We start from the raw sequence: 19,089 nt of genomic DNA, 5'->3' as shown, positions 1-19,089 counted from the left end.
CAACTGCCGGGCTTTTTCTATGGTGTAACGGAGGGCGGATCGGCGCATTACTTTGCGAATCGGTCCGGCACCTCGGTGATACGGCGTTGCGAAACGTGATTCACCCATTCCGTACTGTCGGCAGGCACGGCAGGCGAACTCGATACGCGTGCCGGCGCGTAGGTTTTCGCATAGGAAAGGATGGACGCGTATTCATCCGCGGGATTCGCGCCGGTTTGCCGTGGCGAAAAGCCTTGCGCTTCCGAGTAGGCACCATGCGTGCGATGTGACGTCACCGGAGCGGCTTCACGATATGGCGCAAACGTGCGGATGTCGTGGCGCGGGCTCGTACCGCGTTCTGCAACGCGCTGACCGCTGCCGCGCTTGACTGCAAGCACGTTGCCGCGCGTTTCGCGCTGGACCAGTCTCGCGGCCGATGTGTGCTGCGTGCGCGCTCGCGCGGCGAAATCGGGTTTCGCGTGTGCTGGCACCACGGCCTGCAAAGGCGTGCGAGTACCGACGACGGTCGTTTGGGACGCCTGCGCGGGCACAGCGACCGGCGCTTGCACCGGCTTCTCCACCGAGCGAGGCAAGATCGCGCCAGGCGTCGGTGCAGGAGGGCTCGTCAGATTCACTGCCTCGGAGGTAACGCGCTCGTGCTGTGTGCGCGCTTCGGCAAGGCGCTGCGACGTGTCTTGACCCGCGCTCGCAGTGGGGCGTGGGCTTGTGTTGCCGGTTGCGCCTGTTGAATCGTGCGGTGCATGACTCGCCACGATCCATGCGAGCAGTGCGGCGCCGCCAATCGCAACCGCGCCGCCAGTGAGCTTGCGTTGCTGAAACGGCGGTATGTGGTTTGGCGTGTGGCCTGGCGAAACTCCAGGCATGCTCCGCGCGTTTGCAGCGCGCCCGGCTGGCGAATTACCGGCGGCTTCCCGCGCGACGGACCCCATGGAAGCAGCCGGCGCGACAGGCGCAGCAACGGGCCTGGGCGGCGCAGCGGGCCGGTGATTGTTGCCCCAGCCTACCGCGGCACGAAATGCCTCGGCGCTCAGGCAAACCGTGCGCATGATGGCCGCGTAGAGCGCGCGCAGTTCAGTGCGCAGACTGAAATGCGGAGGCGTTAGCGCCCATTCCCGGCCAAACGAAGCGGGCAAACGGGCAAGCGGGCGAATGTGCGGCAACGCGAGCGCGCCTTCGACCTGAACGAACGGAAATGTGGACATCGTCTCTCGCAACCCTGATTTGGCGACGGCGCCGGGCGGCAATGTCATCGGCGGCGCGCGTTGATGGGCCGCCTGCGGCGCGTGTAATTAAACGGATGGCGCTGATGATGACCGTCACCATTCCGCTCTTCTATCGGAAATGTCTGAAAAGCCGGAGACCTTTGCGCCAGGCCGCGGGTGCGCTTTACGCGCCGTCGAGCCTGTACACGTAACGCAGCGCTGTGATGTCGATACCGCCCATGCGGTCGGGTTCGGAGCCCGAATAGGTCCAGCCCTGGCGCTCGTAGAACGTGATCGCGGGCGTGTTGCCGTCGAGCACGTACAGGTAGAGCTGCGTCTCGCCCTGGGCGCGCGCCCAGTCCTGCGCAGCACGCATGAGCCGCTTGCCCACGCCGATGCCCTGATGCGCCGGCAGCGCATGCAGATTGTCGAGCAGCACGCCCCACGGGGAGCCCGGCTGGCGTTCGACGCACACGAAGCCCACGGCCGCACCCGATGCCAGCTCGGCGATCAGAACGAGACGCCGGTCGCCGCCTGGGGCTTCCATGCGTGCGCGCCAGTAGGCCGAGCGCTCGGCGTCGACTTCGCGTTCGAGAAATGAGGCGGGCAGCAGCGTGCGATAAGTGGCCTGCCAGCTTGCGGCGTGCATGGCGGCGAGCAAGGGCGCATCGGCAACGGTGGCCGGGCGCAGTGTGAGGGTGGGGATTTGGGTCATGCGGATGGATGACGTGTGGACGTCCGGATCAAGGCGCGCGTCGGGGGCCGCGTGCCGAGCCCTGCTGCAAAGTATTGTGCCCCAACCGAGGGCACTCGCGGCAGGCTCGCCAAATATGAAAGCGCATAGAACGGAAAAAGTAATAAATATGAAAGATATGGCGATCATTGACGCTTTTTGCTGGCCTCTTTTAAGGAAATGCCCGAATATCTGACTCCCGGCGCGTACCGCACAATAAAATGCCCGCGCGCGCGCCCGCGCGACCCTCGCTTTACCGCAGGTGATTGTTTTTCACTGTCCCGCGAGCCGCACTGGCTTCCCGGACGGTCTCTTCAGAGAGTGTCATGTCTACCGCGTCCCACGCATCCCCAAGCGAATCAAAATTCCGGACCGTTTTCCGCGTCGTCAGCGGCAACTTCCTGGAAATGTACGATTTCATGGTCTACGGCTATTACGCCTCGGCGATCGCCCGGACCTATTTCCCGAGCGACAATGCGTTCGCTTCGCTGATGCTCACGCTGTCCGTCTTCGGGGCGGGCTTCCTCGTGCGTCCGCTCGGCGCCATCATCCTCGGCGCGTACATCGACCATCACGGCCGCCGCAAGGGCCTCATGCTCACGCTCGGCCTGATGGCGCTCGGCACGCTAGCGGTCGCCGTCGTGCCCGGTTACGCAACCATCGGCATACTCGCGCCGGCGCTCGTGCTGGTCGGGCGCCTGCTGCAGGGCTTCTCGGCGGGCGTGGAACTGGGCGGCGTATCGGTTTATCTCTCCGAGATCGCGACCAAGGGCAACAAGGGTTTTTATGTTTCGTGGCAGTCGGGCAGCCAGCAGGTCGCCGTGGTGTTCGCCGCGCTGCTGGGCGTGCTGTTGCATCGCCTGCTGCCCGTCGAGCAAATGACGAACTGGGGCTGGCGCGTGCCGTTCCTCATCGGCTGCCTGATCGTGCCGTTCCTGTTCATCATTCGCCGCTCGCTCCAGGAAACGGAGGAGTTCGCGAAGAAGAAGCACCGTCCGTCGATGGGCGAAATCATGGCGTCGATGGTGCAGAACTGGGGCGTCGTGATCGCCGGTATGGGCATGGTCATCATGACCACCGTGTCGTTCTATCTCATCACTGCCTACACGCCGACCTTCGGCAAGGAAGTGCTCCGCCTGAACGAAATCGACACGCTGATCGTGACGGTCTGCATCGGCTTGTCGAATCTGTTCTGGCTGCCGGTTTCCGGCGCGGTTTCGGACCGTATCGGCCGCCGCCCGATGCTGATCACCTTCACCGTGCTGACGATCCTCACCGCGTATCCGGCGGTGCAGTGGCTCGTGGTCGAGCCGTCGTTCGGCCGCTTGCTCACCGTCGAACTGTGGCTGTCGTTCCTCTATGCCTGCTACAACGGCGCGATGGTCGTGGCGCTCACGGAAGTCATGCCCGCCGACGTGCGTACCGCCGGCTTCTCGCTTGCCTACAGCCTCGCGACGACGGTCGGCGGCTTCACGCCGGCGATCGCGACGTACCTCATCCACGTGAGCGGCAACAAGGCTGCGCCGGGGGCGGTGATGGGCGTGGCGGGCGTATGTGGCCTCATTGCGACGCTCGTGCTCTATCGCACGCCGGAAGCGCGCAATCAGTACAAGGCGGCTTGATTGGGTGAAGCAGTAATCTCGCAATGCCAGCAATAAAAAACGGGGCGCTTAGGCGCCCCGTTTTCTTTGTGCCGCGTGTTGCGCTGATTACGCGTCGCGCAATTCACGCGCGACCGTTTCCACGACGTCCGCCCATGCGTGCGGGCGCGGCTGGCGCACGAGCCGCGCGCGCGGGTACCAGGGGCTTTCGTCGGTATCCGCGAACCAGCGCCAGTCGGCGGCGAACGGCAGCATGGCCCAGAGTCTGGCGCCAAGCGCGCCCGCCAGGTGGGCAATCGACGTGTCGATCGACACGACCGCGTCCAGACGTTCGATGACCGCCGCGGTATCCGCGAAATCCTGCAGCTTGCCGCCAAGACGATGGATCGAGCGCGAGCGCGGATGGGCGTCGAGCGCCGCGTGTTCGGCTGCGCTGAGTTCGGGCTGCAGCACGATCCAGTCGATACCGTCGAGTGCAAAGAGCGGTTCGAGCGCGGCGAGCGCAACGGCGCGGTTCTCGTGCTTCTGGATGCGTCCGGACCATGCGAGTCCGATCTTGCGGCGCGCCTGGCCGCCCAGCGAGCCGCGCCATTTACGCCCGTAGGCGGGACTGGCGTTGAGGTAGGGCGTGCGCGCGGGCAGCGTGTCGATGCTCGTGCCGAGCGCGAGCGGCAGCGAGAGGAGCGGGCAGTGCAGGTCGGCGGCGGGGCGTGGCGCGCCTTGCTCGATGAGCGTGACGCGCCAGGCTTCGGCGGCTGGCGCGATGAGCGGAACGAGCGCGCGCTGCACTTCGAGCACGACGCGCGCGTTGCCTGATTGCGCCGCGGCCGCCGCGACGAGCGGCACGAAGCGCACGAACTGAAGCGTGTCGCCGAAACCCTGTTCGGCCTCGATCAGCAGTGTGCGCCCGTTCAGGGGCTCGCCATGCCAGCGCGGCAGCGTGTCTTGCGGCGTGCGGGGCGCAATGGATGCCGCCCGTGCGTCCACTGGTGGGGGCAGCGCATAGCCTGCGCCGCGTGGTGCATTGGCATGCGCCTCGTCGCGGGCGGCCGGATCAAGCCGCCATTCGTATTCGGGCAGTCCGCGCCGGAAGTCGCCGAGCGTGAGCCACGTGAGCGCGCGATTCAAATGCGCGGCGGCCAGATCGGGGCGCACGCGCAGCGCTTCGTCGAAGGCGCGCAGTGCGGCCGCATGCCGGCCGATTGCGTGATGCGCCACGCCGAGCGCGAGCCAGGCGAGCGCGAATTTCGGATCGAAGCCGATCGCCCGCTCATAGGGTCCGATGGCTTCGTCGTGGCGGCCGAGCGCGGCAAGCGCATTGCCGAGCCCGAAGAGGGCCGGCGGGAAGTGGGGCTGCAGCGACAGCGCCGTTTCGAAGGCGGCCACGGCTTCGCGGTGATGGCCGGTCGCATCGAGCGTGTTCGCAAGATTGAAGTGTGCGGCGACGAAGCGCGGCTGCACGCGCAGCGCCTTCTGGAAATGTTCGATCGCGCTCGCGCTGTCGCCAAGGGCGTTGAGCGACATGCCGAGGTTATTGTGCGCCCCCGCGTGGCCGGGGCGGATCTTGAGCGCGCGGCGAAACGAGTCGGCGGCTTCGGCATGGCGGCCGAGCGCGTGCAGCGCGTTGCCGAGATTGTTGTGCGACGAGGCGTCGCCGGGCTGCAGACGCACGGCCTGGCCGAACGCATACATCGCGTCCTCGTGGCGGCCGATCGCCGCGTAGGCGTTGCCGAGGTTATAGTGCGCGAGCGCAAAAGCGGGCGCGAGCGTGAGGGCGTTGCGAAAGCGCTCGATCGCGCCCTCGAGTTCGCCGAGCGCCTTCAGCGCGTTGCCCAGATTCAGCTGGAGCGCGGCGTCGTCGGGGCGCAAGGCGACCGCGCGGCGCACGAGGTCCGCGGCTTCGGCGTGCTGGCCTCGCTGATGCCGTAGCACGCCGAGCAGATGCAGCGCATCGACGTGCACGGGATCGGCGGCGAGCGTCGCGCGATAGTCGCGCTCGGCGTCGTCCAGCCGGCCGTCGCGATGTGCGGCGTACGCGCGGACAAAAAGCTGTTCCATGACTGAAGAAGCAAAACGATCGAGACACAAAGGCGGCATTTTCCCACACTCGCGGACCTGCTCCCGAAGTTCGCCCGAGTTTGACGGGAATCCGTTGCTGAACTAACATATGAACACCTGTTCATATGTGCTGTATGTAGCCATGACCCCAGTTTCCGACGACGAGCGTGTCGTCCCGCTCGCCGACCTGTTCCGTTTGCTCGGTGACGCTACGCGCTTGCGCATCGTGCTCGCTTGCGTCGAGGGCCGGCTTGCCGTGGGGGCGATTGCCGACGCGCTCGGTTTGTCGCCTTCGCTCGTGAGCCATCATCTGCGGCTCCTGCGCGGCGCGCGCATCGTGCGCGCCGAACGCGAGGGCAAGCAGGTGTTCTATGCCGCCGCGGACGCGCATATCAGCGCGATGATCGCCGGCATGCTGGAACACGTTGCCGAGCCTTCGGCGCAATGGCAGGAGGGCGCATGAGTGCCGCCGACCACGAGCATGCGCATGACGCCAAAGGCGCCGGGAAGCACGAGGACAAGGGCGAGCATGGCCACGATCATGCGCATCACGACGCCGGCGCGCACGACGCTCACGCGGCGCAAGGGCACGGCCACCATCACCATCATCACGCACCGGTTGCGGGGCATGGCCGCGCGTTCGCCATCGCCGTCGCGCTGAACGTATTCATCGTCGTCGTCCAGACGGTGTACGGCGTGCTTGCCCATTCCACCGCGCTGCTCGCCGACGCCGGCCACAATCTCTCCGACGTGCTCGGCCTGTTGCTCGCCTGGGGCGCCGCGTGGCTCGCAACACGCCGTCCGTCCGCGCGCTTCACGTTCGGCTTTGGCAGCTCGTCGATTCTCGCCTCGCTCGCCAACGCCGCGTTGCTCCTTCTCGCGTGCGGCGCAATCCTCGCGCAGGCGGTTGGGCGCCTGCTCCATCCTGCGCCGGTCGCGGGCTTCGACGTGTTCGTCGTGGCGACCATCGGCATGGTGGTCAACGGCTTTTCGGCGTGGCTGTTCATGCGCGGGCAAAAGGACGACCTGAACATTCGCGGCGCCTTCCTGCATATGGCCGCCGACGCCGGCGTGTCCGCCGCCGTGGCCGTGAGCGGTCTGGTGATTCTCGCGACCGGCCGCAGCTGGATCGATCCGCTCATGTCCATCGCGGTCGTGCTCGTGATCGTGTACGGCACCTGGGGGCTGCTGCGCGAGTCGGTGCGGCTCGCGCTCGCCGCAGTGCCCGAGAACGTCGACATCGTGCGCGTGCGCAGCTTTCTCTCGCAGCAGGAGGGCGTAGTCGATGTGCATGACCTGCATGTCTGGGCGCTTTCGACCACGGGCTGTGCGCTCAGCGCGCATCTCGTGATGCCGGCGGGGCACCCCGGCGACGCCGCCCTCGATCGCATGGTCGAGTCGCTCGAAGTGCGCTTCGGCATGCGGCACGTCACGCTACAGGTCGATCTCGGTACGAGCGAGCATCGCTGCGCGCTGGACATGCCGCGCGCCGCGCACAAGCATGCGCACGGCCATCCGCACGCACACTGAAGCGCGGCAATTTGCAGCGCGGCGTGCCGAGCCGTCCAGGCTGCTTTTGATGCGCTGCCGCGCGACCGCTTAAGGCGCGGGCGATACACTACGTATCGTGTCGAGCGCATGGAGGTCTGCATGGCCGTGGCTTCTTCTCTCGCGCCCGTGCTTATCGTGGGCGCGGGGCCCACCGGGCTCGCCGCCGCGATGAGTCTTGCGCGCGCGCATATTCCAGTGCGGCTGATCGATCGCGCGCCGCAGCCAGGACGCCACTCGCGGGCGATCGGCATTCAGGCGCGCACGCTCGAACTGTTCGAGCAGCATCGCGTCGTCGAGCCATTTCTCGAGCTTGGCCACCGCGCGCATATCGCGAATCTCTATTCGAACGGCCAGCGCCGCGCGCGGCTCGACTTCGATCCGCTCTTCACGCGTTATCCCTATTTGCTCTTCATTGAGCAGACCGTTACCGAGCGCATTCTCGCCGGGCATCTCGCGACGCTTGGCGTGGAGATCGAGCGCGGCTGCGAGTTGCTGGAGTACACCCAGGGCTCGGCCGGTGCGAGCGCGGAAGTGCGGCGCCCCGACGGCCGCGTGGAGTCGCTGCGCTGCGCTTATGTGATTGCCGCCGACGGCGCGCATAGCACGGTGCGCCATCGCCTCGACATGAAGTTCGACGGCGAGACGATGGCGCAATCGTTCCTGCTCGCCGACCTGAGCGCGAGCACGCCCTGGTCCGACGACGAATTCCACATCTTCGCCTCGGGCGATGGGCTCGCCGCGCTTTTCCCGTTCGGCCACGGCCGCTACCGCCTGATCGCCGATCACAAGGCGATGCTGCCCGCCGCGCCGGAAGGCACGATCCCCGTGCCCACGCTGGAAGAATGCCGCGAGATCATCCAGCAGCGCGTGCATCACCCGGTGTCCGTCTCGGACATGGGTTGGGCCTCCTACTTCAGCGTGAACAGCCGCATGGTGCGGCAACTGCGCGTGGAGCGCACCTTTTTTGCCGGCGACGCCGCGCACGTACACAGCCCCGCAGGCGCGCAGGGCTTGAACACGGGCATCCAGGAAGCCTTCAATCTGGGCTGGAAGATCGCGCGTGTGCACGCGCGCGGCGCGCCCGAGCGCCTGCTCGACACCTATCACGCGGAGCGTTATCCGATCGAGCGGCTCGTGCTGCAGCAGACGAGCTTCATGACGCAACTGGTGGAGGCCGATCACGGCCCGCTCAAGCTGCTGCGCGAGCGCGTGATGCCGGCGCTCGTCGCGCTCGGGCCGCTGCGCGACGCGGCGCGCCAGGCGGTGAGCGAGCTGTCGATCCAGTATCGCCGCAGCCCGCTCACGCTCGAGCGCGTGCTGGACGGCGGCCCGCGCGCGGGCGAGCGTGCCCCGGACGCTTTCGTGCGCGTGGTGGACGGTCCGCTAGGCAAGGCGCCGGGCAAGGGGCGCATCTTCGATCTGCACGACCCGGCGTGTTTCTCGTTGTTCATGCTCGTCGAGGGCGATGCCGATACTGCAGGCGCGGCGGCAAGAAACGGCGAAGAAGCGGGCGCTACGCTCAAGCGTTTCGCCGAAGCCGTCGAGCGGCTCTTTCCGCAAGCGCTGCGAGTATGGTGGATCGCCGATCTCGCCAACGGCGAGACGCCGCTGGCGGGCGAGGGCGCGGCCTCGCTAAGCGAATCGTACGGGCGTACGCGGCCCGCGTTTTATCTGGTGCGGCCCGACGGCTATATCGGTGCGCGGGGGCGTCCCGCGTCGGACCTCAATGCGTTGCTGCGCCACTGCGAGACGTGGTATGCGGCAGCGGGATTCGCACAGGCGCCGCCGGTCTGAGCGAACCGGCGGCGCCGTGCGCGTGATGCAATGGCGCTGGCCTGGCTGGTACAGATCAAGCCGCCGCGGGCATCAACGCCTCGCGATGCTTCGTGAGCGAGGCGAGCACGATTTCCGTGAAGCCCGCTTGCTCGCCTTCGCCATCGAGTGCCGCGAGCAGCGTGCGGCGCATGCGCGGCTCCCAGAACTTGCGGATGTGCTCCGCGATGCCCGTGAGCGCTTCTTCGCGATCGGGCAGCGAGTCGAAGAACATGCCTATCTGGTTCGCCATTTCGATCAAGTGATCCGCTTTCATCGCTTTATTTCCCTGAGGTTGTAAGCGGTTCGCGCTTGCTCAGCAGCTCGAGCTGGGTCGTGTTGAAGCGCGAGTATTCGCGCTGCCATTCCGAGGGCTGCTGCACGTGGCTGACCTGCACCGCCGTCACCTTGTATTCCGGGCAGTTCGTGGCCCAGTCGGAGGCATCGGTGGTGATGACGTTCGCGCCCGATTCGGGGAAGTGGAACGTCGTGTAGACGACGCCCGGCTGCATGCGCGTGCTGACCTTTGCGCGCAGCACCGTATGCCCCGCGCGCGATTCGATGCCCACCCAGTCGCCGTCGCGAATGCCGCGGTCTTCGGCGTCCACCGGATGGATCTCGAGGCGGTCTTCTTCATGCCAGCGCGAATTCTCGGTACGGCGGGTTTGCGCGCCCACGTTGTACTGCGAGAGGATGCGGCCCGTCGTGAGCAGGAGCGGGAAGCGGCGCGTGACCTTCTCCGGCGAGGCGATAAACTTCGTGATGACGAACTTGCCCTTGCCGCGCACGAATGCGTCGATGTGCATGATCGGCGTGCCATCGGGCGCTTCCTCGTTGCACGGCCACTGGATGCTGCCCATCTCGTCGAGCCGCTTGTACGAGACGCCGTGGAACGTAGGCGTGAGGCGCGCGATCTCGTCCATGATCTGCGAGGGATGCGTGTAGCCCATCTCGTAGCCAAGGGCGCGAGCGAGCAGGATCGTCGCTTCCCAGTCCGAGTAGCCGGCGACAGGCGGCATGACCTTGCGCACGCGCGAGATGCGGCGTTCGGCGTTGGTGAACGTGCCGTCCTTCTCCAGGAACGACGAGCCCGGCAGCAGGACGTGTGCGTACTTCGCCGTTTCGTTCAGGAAGATGTCCTGTACGACGATGCATTCCATCGACGAAAGCGCGGCCGCCACGTGCTGCGTGTTCGGGTCGGACTGGACGATGTCCTCGCCCTGGCAGTAGAGGCCCATGAAGGTGCCGTCGAGCGCCGCCTCGAACATGTTCGGAATCCGCAGGCCCGGCTCGCTTTGCAGCGCGACGTTCCAGGCGTCTTCGAACAGCGCGCGCGTCGTGGCGTCGCCCACGTGGCGATAGCCCGGCAGCTCGTGCGGGAAGGAGCCCATGTCGCACGAACCCTGCACGTTGTTCTGTCCGCGCAGCGGATTCACGCCCACGCCTTCGCGGCCGATGTTGCCCGTGGCCATCGCGAGGTTGGCGATGCCCATCACCATGGTCGAGCCTTGCGCGTGTTCCGTGACGCCGAGGCCATAGTAGATCGCCGAATTGCCTTGCTGCGCGTAGAGACGCGCGGCGGCGCGAACCTGCTCGGCCGGCACGCCGGTCACTTCGGCCATGGCTTCCGGCGAGTTTTCCGGCAGCGAGACAAAGTCGCGCCATTGCTCGAACGCGCGCGTTTCGCAGCGCTCGGCCACGAACGACTCGTTCACGAGCCCTTCGGTGACGATCACGTGCGCGATCGAGTTGACCATCGCGACGTTGGTGCCCGGACGCAGTTGCAGGTGATATTCGGCCTTCACGTGCGCGGTATCGACGATATCGATGCGGCGCGGATCGACAACGATCAGCTTCGCGCCCTGACGCGCGCGGCGCTTGAGCCGCGAGCCGAACACGGGGTGGCCGTCGGTGGGGTTCGCGCCGATCACCATGATCACGTCGGAATGATCGACCGAGGCGAAGGTCTGCGTACCCGCCGACTCGCCGAGCGTCGTCTTCAGGCCATAGCCCGTGGGCGAGTGGCACACGCGTGCGCAGGTATCGACGTTGTTGTTGCCGAACGCGGCGCGCACGAGCTTCTGCACGAGATACGTTTCCTCGTTCGTGCAGCGCGACGACGTGATGCCGCCGATCGAATCGCGCCCGTGCTTCGCCTGGATGCGGCGGAACTCGCTCGCGGCGTAGTTGATCGCTTCGTCCCAGCTCACTTCGCGCCACGGATCGGTGATCTTCGCGCGGATCATCGGCTTCTTGATGCGGTCCTTGTGCGTGGCGTAGCCCCAGGCGAAGCGGCCCTTCACGCAGGCATGGCCTTCATTCGCCTGGCCGTTCTTGTGCGGCACCATGCGCACGACTTCGTTGCCCTTCATCTCGGCCTTGAGCGAGCAGCCCACGCCGCAATACGCGCAAGTCGTCACGACCGAATGTTCGGCCTGGCCCAGCATCACGACGGTTTTTTCCTGCAGCGTGGCGGTCGGGCACGCGGCTACGCAGGCGCCGCACGACACGCATTCCGAGTCCATGAACGCTTCGCTCGCGCCGGCGGCGACACGCGATTCGAAGCCGCGCCCGGCGATGGTCAGCGCGAACGTGCCCTGCGTCTCTTCACACGCGCGCACGCAGCGATTGCAGACGATGCACTTCGACGGGTCGTACGTGAAGTACGGATTCGATTCGTCTTTCTTGTCTTTCAGGTGATTCGCGCCGTCAAAGCCATAGCGCACTTCGCGCAGGCCCGTGACGCCCGCCATGTCCTGCAGTTCGCAGTCGCCATTGGCGGGGCAGGTGAGGCAGTCGAGCGGGTGATCGGAGATGTACAGCTCCATCACGTTGCGGCGCAGCTTTTGCAGCTGATTGCTTTGCGTGCGCACCTTCATGCCCGCTTCGACGGGCGTCGTGCACGAAGCGGGGTAGCCGCGGCGGCCTTCGATTTCCACGAGACACAGGCGGCACGAACCGAACGGCTCGAGCGAATCGGTGGCGCACAGCTTGGGCACGTTGACGCCGGCCTCGATGGAGGCGCGCATCACCGAAGTGCCGGCCGGCACCGTGACGGACTGGCCGTCGATTTCGAGCGTGACGTCGACGTCGGCGTGGACGAGCGGCGTGCCGAAATCGGTGTCGTCGAAGGGCGAGCGTTGCTTCATTGCGGCCGATTTGCAGGCGCAATTGCCGGAACCGCAACCACCGGCTTGGGACATGAGCGTGTCGGACATGGTGGTTCCTCGTTCAGGCTGCTGCTGCCGGAGCGGCAACAGGTTCGAGACCGAAATCTTCAGGGAAATAGTTGAGTGCGGAGATCACGGGGTAGGGCGTCATGCCGCCCATTGCGCAGAGCGACCCGGACACCATCGTCTCGCACAGGTCGCGCAGCAGCGTGACCTGCTTCTCCGACGTGTCGCCCTTGCGGATCTTCGCGATCACCTCGACGCCGCGCGTCGAACCGATGCGGCACGGCGTGCACTTGCCGCACGATTCGAGCGTGCAGAACTCCATGGCGTACTGGGCGAGTTCGGCGAGATTCGACGTATCGTCGTGCACGACGAGGCCGCCGTGGCCCACGACCGCGCCGACGGCCGCATACGCTTCGTAGTCCATGGGAATGTCCCACTGGCTCTCGGGCAGATACGTGCCGAGCGGGCCGCCCACCTGCACGGCGCGCGCCGGGCGGCCGCTGGCGGTGCCGCCGCCGTAGTCGACCATCAGCTCGCGCAGCGTCACGCCGAACGCAAGCTCGACGAGGCCGCCGCGCGCGATGTTGCCCGCGAGCTGGAACGGCAGCGTGCCGCGCGAGCGGCCCATGCCGAAGTCCTTGTAGAACGCCGCCCCCTTCGCAAAGATGATCGGCACCGTGGCGAGCGTGATGACGTTGTTGATGACCGTGGGCTTGCCGTAGAGACCGGAGAGCGCGGGCAGCGGCGGCTTGGCGCGCACGATGCCGCGCTTGCCTTCGAGCGATTCGAGCAGCGCCGTTTCCTCGCCGCACACGTAAGCGCCCGCGCCCTTGGCCACGAACAGCTCGAAGCGCTTGCCGCTGCCGAGCACGTCGTCGCCGAGCCAGCCCGCCGCACGTGCGCGCTGGATGGCTTCCTCGAGCGCCGCGATCGAATGCGGATACTCGCTGCGCACGTAGATATGGCCAACGGTGGCGCCCACCGCGATGCCCGCGATCGTCATGCCCTCGATCAGCACATACGGGTCGCTTTCCATGACGAGGCGGTCCGAGAACGTGCCCGAATCGCCTTCGTCGGCATTGCAGACGATGTACTTCTGGTCGGCTTGCGCATTCGCGACCGTGCGCCATTTGATGCCGGCCGGGAACGCGGCGCCGCCGCGGCCACGCAGGCCCGATTCGACGAGCGCTTCGCAGATCGTGGCGCCGGTCATCGTCAACGCATTGCGCAATCCTTCGAGGCCGCCGTGGGCGACGTAGTCGTCGGTGGAAAGCGGGTCGGTGATGCCGATGCGCGCGAACGTGAGGCGCTGCTGTTTGCGCAGATACGGAATCTGCTCGACGAGCCCGACGCTGCGCGCGTGCTGGCCGCCTTGCAGGAAGCCGGCGTCGAAGAGCGCGCCCACTTCATCGGGCTCGACGTTCGCGTAGCCGACGCGGCCGTCGGGCGTTTGCACTTCGACGAGCGGTTCGAGATAGAGCAGGCCGCGCGAGCCGTTGCGCACGAGTTCGATGCTCGCGCCGCGCGCGGCGGCTTCACGTTCGATGGCTTCGGCGATGGCATCCGCGCCGAGCGCGAGGGCCGAGGAGTCGCGGGGTACGTACACGCGTGTCATGCGGCCTCCTCGGTGCGGGCGACCGCCGTCATGGCGGCGGCGAAGAGCTTGTCGAACTTCTGCGGGGTCACTTTTGCGTGCAAGGTGCCGTTAATCATCATGGCAGGCGAGAGCGCACATTGGCCGAGGCAATAGACGGACTCCAGCGCGACCGGACCTTCGTGGGCATGCGCGTGTTCGGCGTCGTGGCCGTGCTGTCCGAACCGGCAGCCGGTATGCGCCTCGACGTGCTGCGCGAGCGCTTCGCTGCCCATGCTGCGGCACGCCTCGGCGCGGCACAGCTGGACCGTGACCGGCGCGGGCGGCGCAGTGCGGAAGTGGTGGTAGTAGGTGATCACGCCGTGCACCTCGGCGCGCGAAAGACTCAGCGCCTTCGAGAGCGGCACGACCGTGGACGGCGGCACGAAGCCGACGTCGTCCTGGATCGCGTGCAGGATCGCAAGCAATGTGCGGCCCGGTTGCGCGTGACGCAGGACGAGATCGTCCGGCGTGCTAACAGCTGTCTCTTCCATCATGGGGCTTCTCCTGGGCATATATGCACTTGTTATTCATAAAGTGTGCATCTATGCTGCGGTTGTCTTGTTGTCTGACCGAACAATAGGCCCGTGGAAAGGCGGACGCAATAGGAAGGAGCATTTCATAATGATCAAGGTCGAGTGCCATGCGCAGCTAGTCGTGCGCGACGCGGATGGCCGCGAGGCAAGCCTGACGGACGTTGTGCCGTTGCTTGCGCTTGTCGCGGAAGAAGGAAGCATTGCGCAGGCCGCGCAGCGTAAGGGTTTGTCCTATCGCCATGCGTGGGGTGTTTTGCGCGAAGTGGAGGAGCGCCTGGGCGGCGCGCTGATCGCGAAAGCGCGCGGCCGCGGCTCCGTGCTCTCCGAACTGGGCGAGGCTGTGCTGCGCTCGCAGCGCCTGTGCGGGGAACGCCTGCAGGGTAATCTCGAGGCGCTGGCAAGCGAGGTGGCGAGCGACCTGAACCGCTGGCTCGCGCCCCACGCGCAGGATCTGCGCATCCACGCTTCGCACGGCTATGCGGTGGCGGCGCTCGTGACGGCGCTCGTCGCCGACCAGGTGCCCGTGGAGATCAAGTACCGCGATAGCGTCGATGCGATCACGGCGCTCGCGCGCGGCGAATGCGATTTAGCGGGCTTTCATTTGCCGCGCGGCGACTTTCGCGCCGCGTGCGCCAACGCCTACCGGAGCTGGCTCGACCCGCAGCGGCACGTACTCATCCATCTGACGCAGCGCAAACAGGGGCTCTTCGTCGGGCGCGGCAACCCGAAGCACGTCAAGGGCCTGGCCGACCTCGCGCGCGGCGATATACGTTTTGTGAACCGGCAGCCGGGCTCGGGCACGCGCATGCTGATCGACCTGCTGCTCACACGCATTGGCGTCGATCCCGAGCGCGTGAACGGCTATGCGTCTTCGGAGCTCACGCACTCGGCGATTGCCGCGTTCGTGGCGAGCGGCATGGCCGACGTGGGTTTCGGCGTGGAGCCGGCTGCGCACCACTTCGGCCTCGATTTCATTGAAATCGCCGACGAAGACTACTATTTCGCGTGTGATCGCGGTCATCTCGCGCACGAGCCGCTGGCGACGGTTCTGTCGTTGCTGCGCGGTGCCGGGTTCCGCGCTTCGGTTGCCCAACTCGAAGGGTACGATCCGGCCGCGTGCGGTGACGTCGTGGAACTCGAAGCCGCATGGGGCGAGCCGCGGGCGTTGTAATAGAAGGCAACGTATTGGTCGGACTACGCTGCAGACTGCGGCGCTTTTTGTGATACTTTCAGTTCGTATTCGCTCTCACGTTTCAGATGCGCGTTCTGCGCGCCGATCGACCATGAAATTTGTCCTCAAAGTTGGTGCTGCCGCCGCTACGGCCGCGGCGTTGTTGGCTACGTTCAACCTCGCATTCGCGCAGAACTCGCCGGGCGTCCCCGGCGGCATTCTGAGCGATCAGTTCAAGTTCAACGAGCATCCGCAAATGCAGTACGCCGCTTCGGCGCCTTCGGAAAAGTATCAGCATGGCAAAGCGTCCGCTGCACGTAAGCGTGGTGATCTGGGTGATCCGAACGGCTGTAATCTGCAGTGCCCGCAGGACAATTAATGGCGTAAGGGCAGTGGCGGCAGTCGCGCCGCTTGCGGAATAAAAAACTCGCGAGGCCCGAACGGGCCGTCGCGAGTTTTTTTGTTTGCTCTTTGCCGGGTTGGGTTGGCCGGCGGCGGGAATCCGTAAAAAGCAAAAAGCCCCGACAGCCTTGCGGCGCCGGGGCTTGAGTCCGTTCGTCGTGGACGACCGGAAATATCTGGTGGAGCCGGCGGGAATCGAACCCGCGTCCAGAAGCAGTCCATAACCAGTTCTACATGCGTAGTTCTGTCATTTGATTTAACCGCAGCGACGCGGACGAACACGCTGCGCTACGGCGATTCACTAGATTTTCGACCTTGGCGTCGTGACGCCGACAAGGCTTAACTGACGTAAATGACCTCTGGCGGTATTGCTACCGGTCTTGCGACGCTAGCCCGTCAGTAAGCTAGGCAGAGGACGGCGGCCCTTAGGCTGCCAGTGCGAACGTATCGTCGTTTGCAGTTACGTTTTTCCCATTGATTAACGAGGTGACGGGTCCTCGGCATGCCCTGATTACTTCATAACCCCTGTCGAAACCAGGTCGGCCCCAGAGGAAAGAACAATTATCACATAGTTCGCCATATGAGGCGAACCGCGCCCGGTTCAAGGGGGCGCGGGGCTGTCTGCGCGCAAAAGCCGCTTCGGCTTCTACGTCCGTCTTCACGTTGCCTCAGGCCGGATTGCCGATGTGCTGGAGCAGAGCGAGCAGCGTCGCCGTGGTGTCGGCGACATATTGCGCATTCCACTGCGAGGGCGGCACGTCGTTGCCGCAGTAGCCGTAGGCGGCGGCGATGGTCGCCATACCCGCCGCGGCGCCTGCCTGCACGTCGCGCAGATCGTCGCCGACATACACCACGCGCTGCGGCGCGATGCCGAGCGCCTCGGCCGCGTGCAGCAGCGGCGCCGGATGCGGCTTGGAATAGGGCGTGGTATCGCCGCTCACCACGCAGCTTGCGCGCGTGTCCAGATGCATCAGCTTCACGAGCGGTTCGGTGAGACGTGCGACCTTGTTCGTCACGATGCCCCAGCGCACGCCGCGCGTGTCGAGGTCGTCGAGCACGGCGTCGATCCCGGCGAAGAGCGCCGTCTCGACGCGCAAATTCGCCTCGTAATTGGCGAGGAATTCCTCGCGCATGGCCGCGAACTCGCGATCGTCGGGGCCGATCCCGAACGCGCCGCCGATCAGGCCGCGCGCGCCGGCCGAAGCGAGCGGACGCAGCTTCTCGAGCGGCGCGGGCATGAGGCCGCGCGCGTGGCGCATCTGGTTGACGGCGGCGGCGAGGTCGGGGGCCGTATCGGCGAGTGTGCCGTCGAAATCGAACAGCACGGCGTCGCAGGTGGCGAGCGCTGCGGCGCTGACCGCGGCAGATTGGACGTTCGTGGGTGAGTTCATGTCTGGAAGCGATGGCGCGGCGCGCCCGTGTGCAGGAAATGCCGCCGGAGCAGGGTGGTCCGGCGGCGCCGATCGCGCAAGCGCCGTCAGGCGTCGCGCCTGCAGGCGATCATGTAATTGACGCTGGAGTCGTTCGAAAGCGCGAAGTGCCGCGTGATCGGGTTATACGTGATGCCCTTGATTTCGGCGACACGCATGCCGGCGTCGCGCACGAACGCGGCAAGCTCCGAGGGGCGGATGAAACGCGCGTAGTCGTGCGTGCCCTTGGGCAGCATCTGCGCGATGTATTCCGCGCCGATCACGGCGAGAAGATACGACTTCACGTTGCGATTGAGCGTCGAAAAGAACACCCAGCCGCCAGGCTTCACAAGCGTTGCGCAGGCCTTCACGACCTCGGCGGGCTCCGGCACGTGTTCGAGCATCTCCATGCAGGTCACGACGTCGAACGACGCAGGTTCGCGTGCGGCGATCGCTTCGGCGGCGATCAGCTCGTAGTCCACCGTCACGCCGCTTTCGAGGCTATGCAGGTCCGCCACGCCGAGCGCCTCGCGCGAAAGGTCGATGCCTTTCACGGTCGCGCCCAGCCCCGCCATCGATTCGGAGAGGATGCCGCCGCCGCAGCCGATGTCGAGCACGCGCTTGGACGGCAGGTGCGCATGACTGTCTATCCAGCCAAGGCGAATGGGGTTGAGTTCGTGCAGCGGCTTGAATTCGGCGTTTGGGTCCCACCAGCGATGAGCGAGATCGCTGAATTTCTGCAGCTCGTGGGGATCGGCATTCGTCATGTCGTGGCAGCCTGAAGCGCGGTGCGGGTCAGAAAGAATAAACCCCGAGTATATCTGTGGGTGCACAGGGCGGCCAAATGCCACGCTGTGCCGTAAATCTTTCCAAAACGATAAAGCCGCGCAGAGTCAGGCGAAATGAAAGAAGGGAAAAAGGAGGAAAGCGCTCGGGATAAAAAAAGCCCCGCCGAAGCGGGGCTTTTGAGACTTGCGGTCGAAAGCTCGCGATTACTGCTTTTGCGTGCCGACGACTTCGACTTCCACGCGACGGTCCGGTGCGAGGCAGGCGATGAGAGCCTTGTGGTTCTTCTGGTTGCAGCCCGTCGTAACCGGGTTGCGCTTGCCCTTGCCTTCCGTGTAGATACGCTCTGCCGGAACGCCCTTGCTGACCAGGTACGACTTCACGGCTTGCGCACGGCGCAGCGACAGACGGTCGTTGTAGGCAACCGAGCCGATACGGTCGGTGTAGCCCGTCGCGACGACGACTTCGAGGTTCAGTGCCTGGATCTTGCTTGCCAGGTCGTCCAGCTTTTCCTTGCCTGCCGGCTTCAGGATCGCCTTGTCGAAGTCGAACAGGGCGTCAGCCTGGTACGTGATCTTCTGGCTGGTGATGGCCGGAGCGACCGGAGCGACCGGCGGCGTCGGTGCCTGGGCGACCAGGGCGCCATCGCACTTGGCGTTGGCGGTGGCCGGCGTCCAGAATGCATCGCGCCAGCAAAGCTCGTTCGTGCCGTTCATCCACACGTATTCGCCGGTACCATTCACCCAGTTGTCATTGACGGCTTGTCGCGACGCCGGCACCGATTGTGCCTGAGCGGATGCAGCCACAACTGCGGTAGCTGCAATGAACGCGAGCTTTGAAAGTTTATTCATATTTCTCCTCTCGAAATTGAGATTACCGCAGGTTTACTGCGAGCCATATGACGAAGACAAGTCATACATTGCTCGAAGTATAACATTGGCAAGTTGTGGGGAACGCTTTGCGTTGTGTAGACTTCGAGCAGTGTCTAACTTTGTGCGTTGGCATTTTGCCATATCGTT

Annotated in this window: 16 protein-coding genes and 1 other RNA gene; 6 read left to right on the top strand and 11 right to left on the bottom strand. The window is 65.5% G+C overall.

From position 1 onward, the window contains the following. Positions 1 to 47 precede the first annotated feature (47 nt). A complete protein-coding gene (locus U5A65_RS19745; protein ID WP_321947059.1) occupies positions 48 to 1,202 on the bottom strand; it encodes a hypothetical protein in 1,155 nt (384 codons plus the stop codon). A gap of 184 nt (positions 1,203 to 1,386) precedes the next feature. Beyond that, a complete protein-coding gene (locus tag U5A65_RS19740) occupies positions 1,387 to 1,917 on the bottom strand; it encodes a GNAT family N-acetyltransferase (protein ID WP_321935156.1) in 531 nt (176 codons plus the stop codon). A gap of 344 nt (positions 1,918 to 2,261) precedes the next feature. Here U5A65_RS19740 and U5A65_RS19735 point away from each other — a divergent pair, with 344 nt between their 5' ends. Beyond that, the gene (locus U5A65_RS19735; protein ID WP_321913859.1) at positions 2,262 to 3,557 is read left to right on the top strand and encodes an MFS transporter; all 1,296 of its coding nucleotides are present in this window, start codon (positions 2,262 to 2,264) and stop codon (positions 3,555 to 3,557) included. A gap of 87 nt (positions 3,558 to 3,644) precedes the next feature. Here the strand turns inward: U5A65_RS19735 and U5A65_RS19730 are convergent, their stop codons facing one another. Next, positions 3,645 to 5,594, bottom strand: coding sequence for a tetratricopeptide repeat protein (locus U5A65_RS19730; RefSeq protein WP_321913858.1), 1,950 nt, complete (start codon positions 5,592 to 5,594; stop codon positions 3,645 to 3,647). A 142-nt stretch (positions 5,595 to 5,736) separates the two neighbouring features. On the opposite strand from U5A65_RS19730, the gene U5A65_RS19725 reads away from it, so the two are divergent. From U5A65_RS19725 to U5A65_RS19715, 3 genes are all read left to right on the top strand, one after another. Then, the gene (locus U5A65_RS19725; RefSeq protein ID WP_321913857.1) at positions 5,737 to 6,057 is read left to right on the top strand and encodes a metalloregulator ArsR/SmtB family transcription factor; all 321 of its coding nucleotides are present in this window, start codon (positions 5,737 to 5,739) and stop codon (positions 6,055 to 6,057) included. After that, on the top strand, positions 6,054 to 7,124 hold the full coding sequence (locus tag U5A65_RS19720) for a cation diffusion facilitator family transporter (RefSeq protein WP_321947057.1): 1,071 nt from the start codon (positions 6,054 to 6,056) through the stop codon (positions 7,122 to 7,124). The genes U5A65_RS19725 and U5A65_RS19720 overlap by 4 nt, the downstream gene beginning before the upstream one ends. Positions 7,125 to 7,244: 120 nt before the next feature. Then, on the top strand, positions 7,245 to 8,939 hold the full coding sequence (locus U5A65_RS19715) for an FAD-dependent monooxygenase (protein WP_321913855.1): 1,695 nt from the start codon (positions 7,245 to 7,247) through the stop codon (positions 8,937 to 8,939). Between the two features lie 55 nt (positions 8,940 to 8,994). Here the strand turns inward: U5A65_RS19715 and U5A65_RS19710 are convergent, their stop codons facing one another. Genes U5A65_RS19710 through U5A65_RS19695 form a run of 4 tightly spaced genes read right to left on the bottom strand, consistent with a single transcriptional unit; the run spans position 8,995 to position 14,260 of the window. Then, the gene (locus U5A65_RS19710; protein ID WP_254316108.1) at positions 8,995 to 9,234 is read right to left on the bottom strand and encodes a formate dehydrogenase subunit delta; all 240 of its coding nucleotides are present in this window, start codon (positions 9,232 to 9,234) and stop codon (positions 8,995 to 8,997) included. Between the two features lie 4 nt (positions 9,235 to 9,238). Continuing rightward, positions 9,239 to 12,175, bottom strand: a complete 2,937-nt coding sequence (gene fdhF, locus U5A65_RS19705; protein WP_321947055.1) for a formate dehydrogenase subunit alpha — start codon at positions 12,173 to 12,175, stop codon at positions 9,239 to 9,241. 13 nt (positions 12,176 to 12,188) lie between these two features. Further along, positions 12,189 to 13,748: a formate dehydrogenase beta subunit gene (locus tag U5A65_RS19700; RefSeq protein ID WP_321947053.1), complete on the bottom strand. Its 1,560-nt coding sequence runs from the start codon at positions 13,746 to 13,748 to the stop codon at positions 12,189 to 12,191. Further along, positions 13,745 to 14,260, bottom strand: a complete 516-nt coding sequence (locus U5A65_RS19695) for an NAD(P)H-dependent oxidoreductase subunit E (protein WP_321913987.1) — start codon at positions 14,258 to 14,260, stop codon at positions 13,745 to 13,747. The genes U5A65_RS19700 and U5A65_RS19695 overlap by 4 nt, the downstream gene beginning before the upstream one ends. Before the next feature lie 130 nt (positions 14,261 to 14,390). Between U5A65_RS19695 and U5A65_RS19690 the strand changes: the two genes are divergently transcribed. Next, complete coding sequence (locus U5A65_RS19690; protein WP_321913852.1) at positions 14,391 to 15,473, top strand: substrate-binding domain-containing protein; 1,083 nt, start codon at positions 14,391 to 14,393, stop codon at positions 15,471 to 15,473. A gap of 112 nt (positions 15,474 to 15,585) precedes the next feature. After that, positions 15,586 to 15,852 (top strand): hypothetical protein, encoded by a 267-nt coding sequence (locus tag U5A65_RS19685; protein ID WP_321913851.1) that lies wholly within the window; start codon positions 15,586 to 15,588, stop codon positions 15,850 to 15,852. 200 nt (positions 15,853 to 16,052) lie between these two features. On the opposite strand, the gene ssrA is transcribed toward U5A65_RS19685, so the two are convergent. From ssrA to ompA, 4 genes are all read right to left on the bottom strand, one after another. After that, positions 16,053 to 16,422: a transfer-messenger RNA gene (ssrA, locus tag U5A65_RS19680) on the bottom strand. A gap of 121 nt (positions 16,423 to 16,543) precedes the next feature. Beyond that, positions 16,544 to 17,266: an HAD-IA family hydrolase gene (locus tag U5A65_RS19675; protein WP_321947051.1), complete on the bottom strand. Its 723-nt coding sequence runs from the start codon at positions 17,264 to 17,266 to the stop codon at positions 16,544 to 16,546. Between the two features lie 86 nt (positions 17,267 to 17,352). Then, positions 17,353 to 18,051: a bifunctional 2-polyprenyl-6-hydroxyphenol methylase/3-demethylubiquinol 3-O-methyltransferase UbiG gene (ubiG, locus tag U5A65_RS19670; RefSeq protein WP_321935161.1), complete on the bottom strand. Its 699-nt coding sequence runs from the start codon at positions 18,049 to 18,051 to the stop codon at positions 17,353 to 17,355. A 225-nt stretch (positions 18,052 to 18,276) separates the two neighbouring features. Beyond that, positions 18,277 to 18,921, bottom strand: a complete 645-nt coding sequence (gene ompA, locus U5A65_RS19665) for an outer membrane protein OmpA (RefSeq protein ID WP_321913848.1) — start codon at positions 18,919 to 18,921, stop codon at positions 18,277 to 18,279. Positions 18,922 to 19,089 lie beyond the last annotated feature (168 nt).

Source organism: Paraburkholderia sp. J10-1 (assembly GCF_905220165.1).
GTDB lineage: Bacteria > Pseudomonadota > Gammaproteobacteria > Burkholderiales > Burkholderiaceae > Paraburkholderia.
This window is presented reverse-complemented; position numbering and strand designations above follow the sequence as displayed.

What these genes read in the sequence shown, in the direction of transcription:
- ompA (WP_321913848.1), bottom strand. Translation starts at nt 18,921, where the DNA reads ATGAATAAACTTTCAAAGCTCGCGTTCATTGCAGCTACCGCAGTTGTG.
- fdhF (WP_321947055.1), bottom strand. Translation starts at nt 12,175, where the DNA reads ATGTCCGACACGCTCATGTCCCAAGCCGGTGGTTGCGGTTCCGGCAAT.
- U5A65_RS19685 (WP_321913851.1), top strand. Translation starts at nt 15,586, where the DNA reads ATGAAATTTGTCCTCAAAGTTGGTGCTGCCGCCGCTACGGCCGCGGCG.
- U5A65_RS19740 (WP_321935156.1), bottom strand. Translation starts at nt 1,917, where the DNA reads ATGACCCAAATCCCCACCCTCACACTGCGCCCGGCCACCGTTGCCGAT.
- U5A65_RS19710 (WP_254316108.1), bottom strand. Translation starts at nt 9,234, where the DNA reads ATGAAAGCGGATCACTTGATCGAAATGGCGAACCAGATAGGCATGTTC.
- U5A65_RS19730 (WP_321913858.1), bottom strand. Translation starts at nt 5,594, where the DNA reads ATGGAACAGCTTTTTGTCCGCGCGTACGCCGCACATCGCGACGGCCGG.
- U5A65_RS19695 (WP_321913987.1), bottom strand. Translation starts at nt 14,260, where the DNA reads ATGGAAGAGACAGCTGTTAGCACGCCGGACGATCTCGTCCTGCGTCAC.
- U5A65_RS19690 (WP_321913852.1), top strand. Translation starts at nt 14,391, where the DNA reads ATGATCAAGGTCGAGTGCCATGCGCAGCTAGTCGTGCGCGACGCGGAT.
- U5A65_RS19725 (WP_321913857.1), top strand. Translation starts at nt 5,737, where the DNA reads ATGACCCCAGTTTCCGACGACGAGCGTGTCGTCCCGCTCGCCGACCTG.
- U5A65_RS19745 (WP_321947059.1), bottom strand. Translation starts at nt 1,202, where the DNA reads ATGTCCACATTTCCGTTCGTTCAGGTCGAAGGCGCGCTCGCGTTGCCG.
- U5A65_RS19735 (WP_321913859.1), top strand. Translation starts at nt 2,262, where the DNA reads ATGTCTACCGCGTCCCACGCATCCCCAAGCGAATCAAAATTCCGGACC.
- U5A65_RS19700 (WP_321947053.1), bottom strand. Translation starts at nt 13,748, where the DNA reads ATGACACGCGTGTACGTACCCCGCGACTCCTCGGCCCTCGCGCTCGGC.
- U5A65_RS19675 (WP_321947051.1), bottom strand. Translation starts at nt 17,266, where the DNA reads ATGAACTCACCCACGAACGTCCAATCTGCCGCGGTCAGCGCCGCAGCG.
- U5A65_RS19720 (WP_321947057.1), top strand. Translation starts at nt 6,054, where the DNA reads ATGAGTGCCGCCGACCACGAGCATGCGCATGACGCCAAAGGCGCCGGG.
- ubiG (WP_321935161.1), bottom strand. Translation starts at nt 18,051, where the DNA reads ATGACGAATGCCGATCCCCACGAGCTGCAGAAATTCAGCGATCTCGCT.
- U5A65_RS19715 (WP_321913855.1), top strand. Translation starts at nt 7,245, where the DNA reads ATGGCCGTGGCTTCTTCTCTCGCGCCCGTGCTTATCGTGGGCGCGGGG.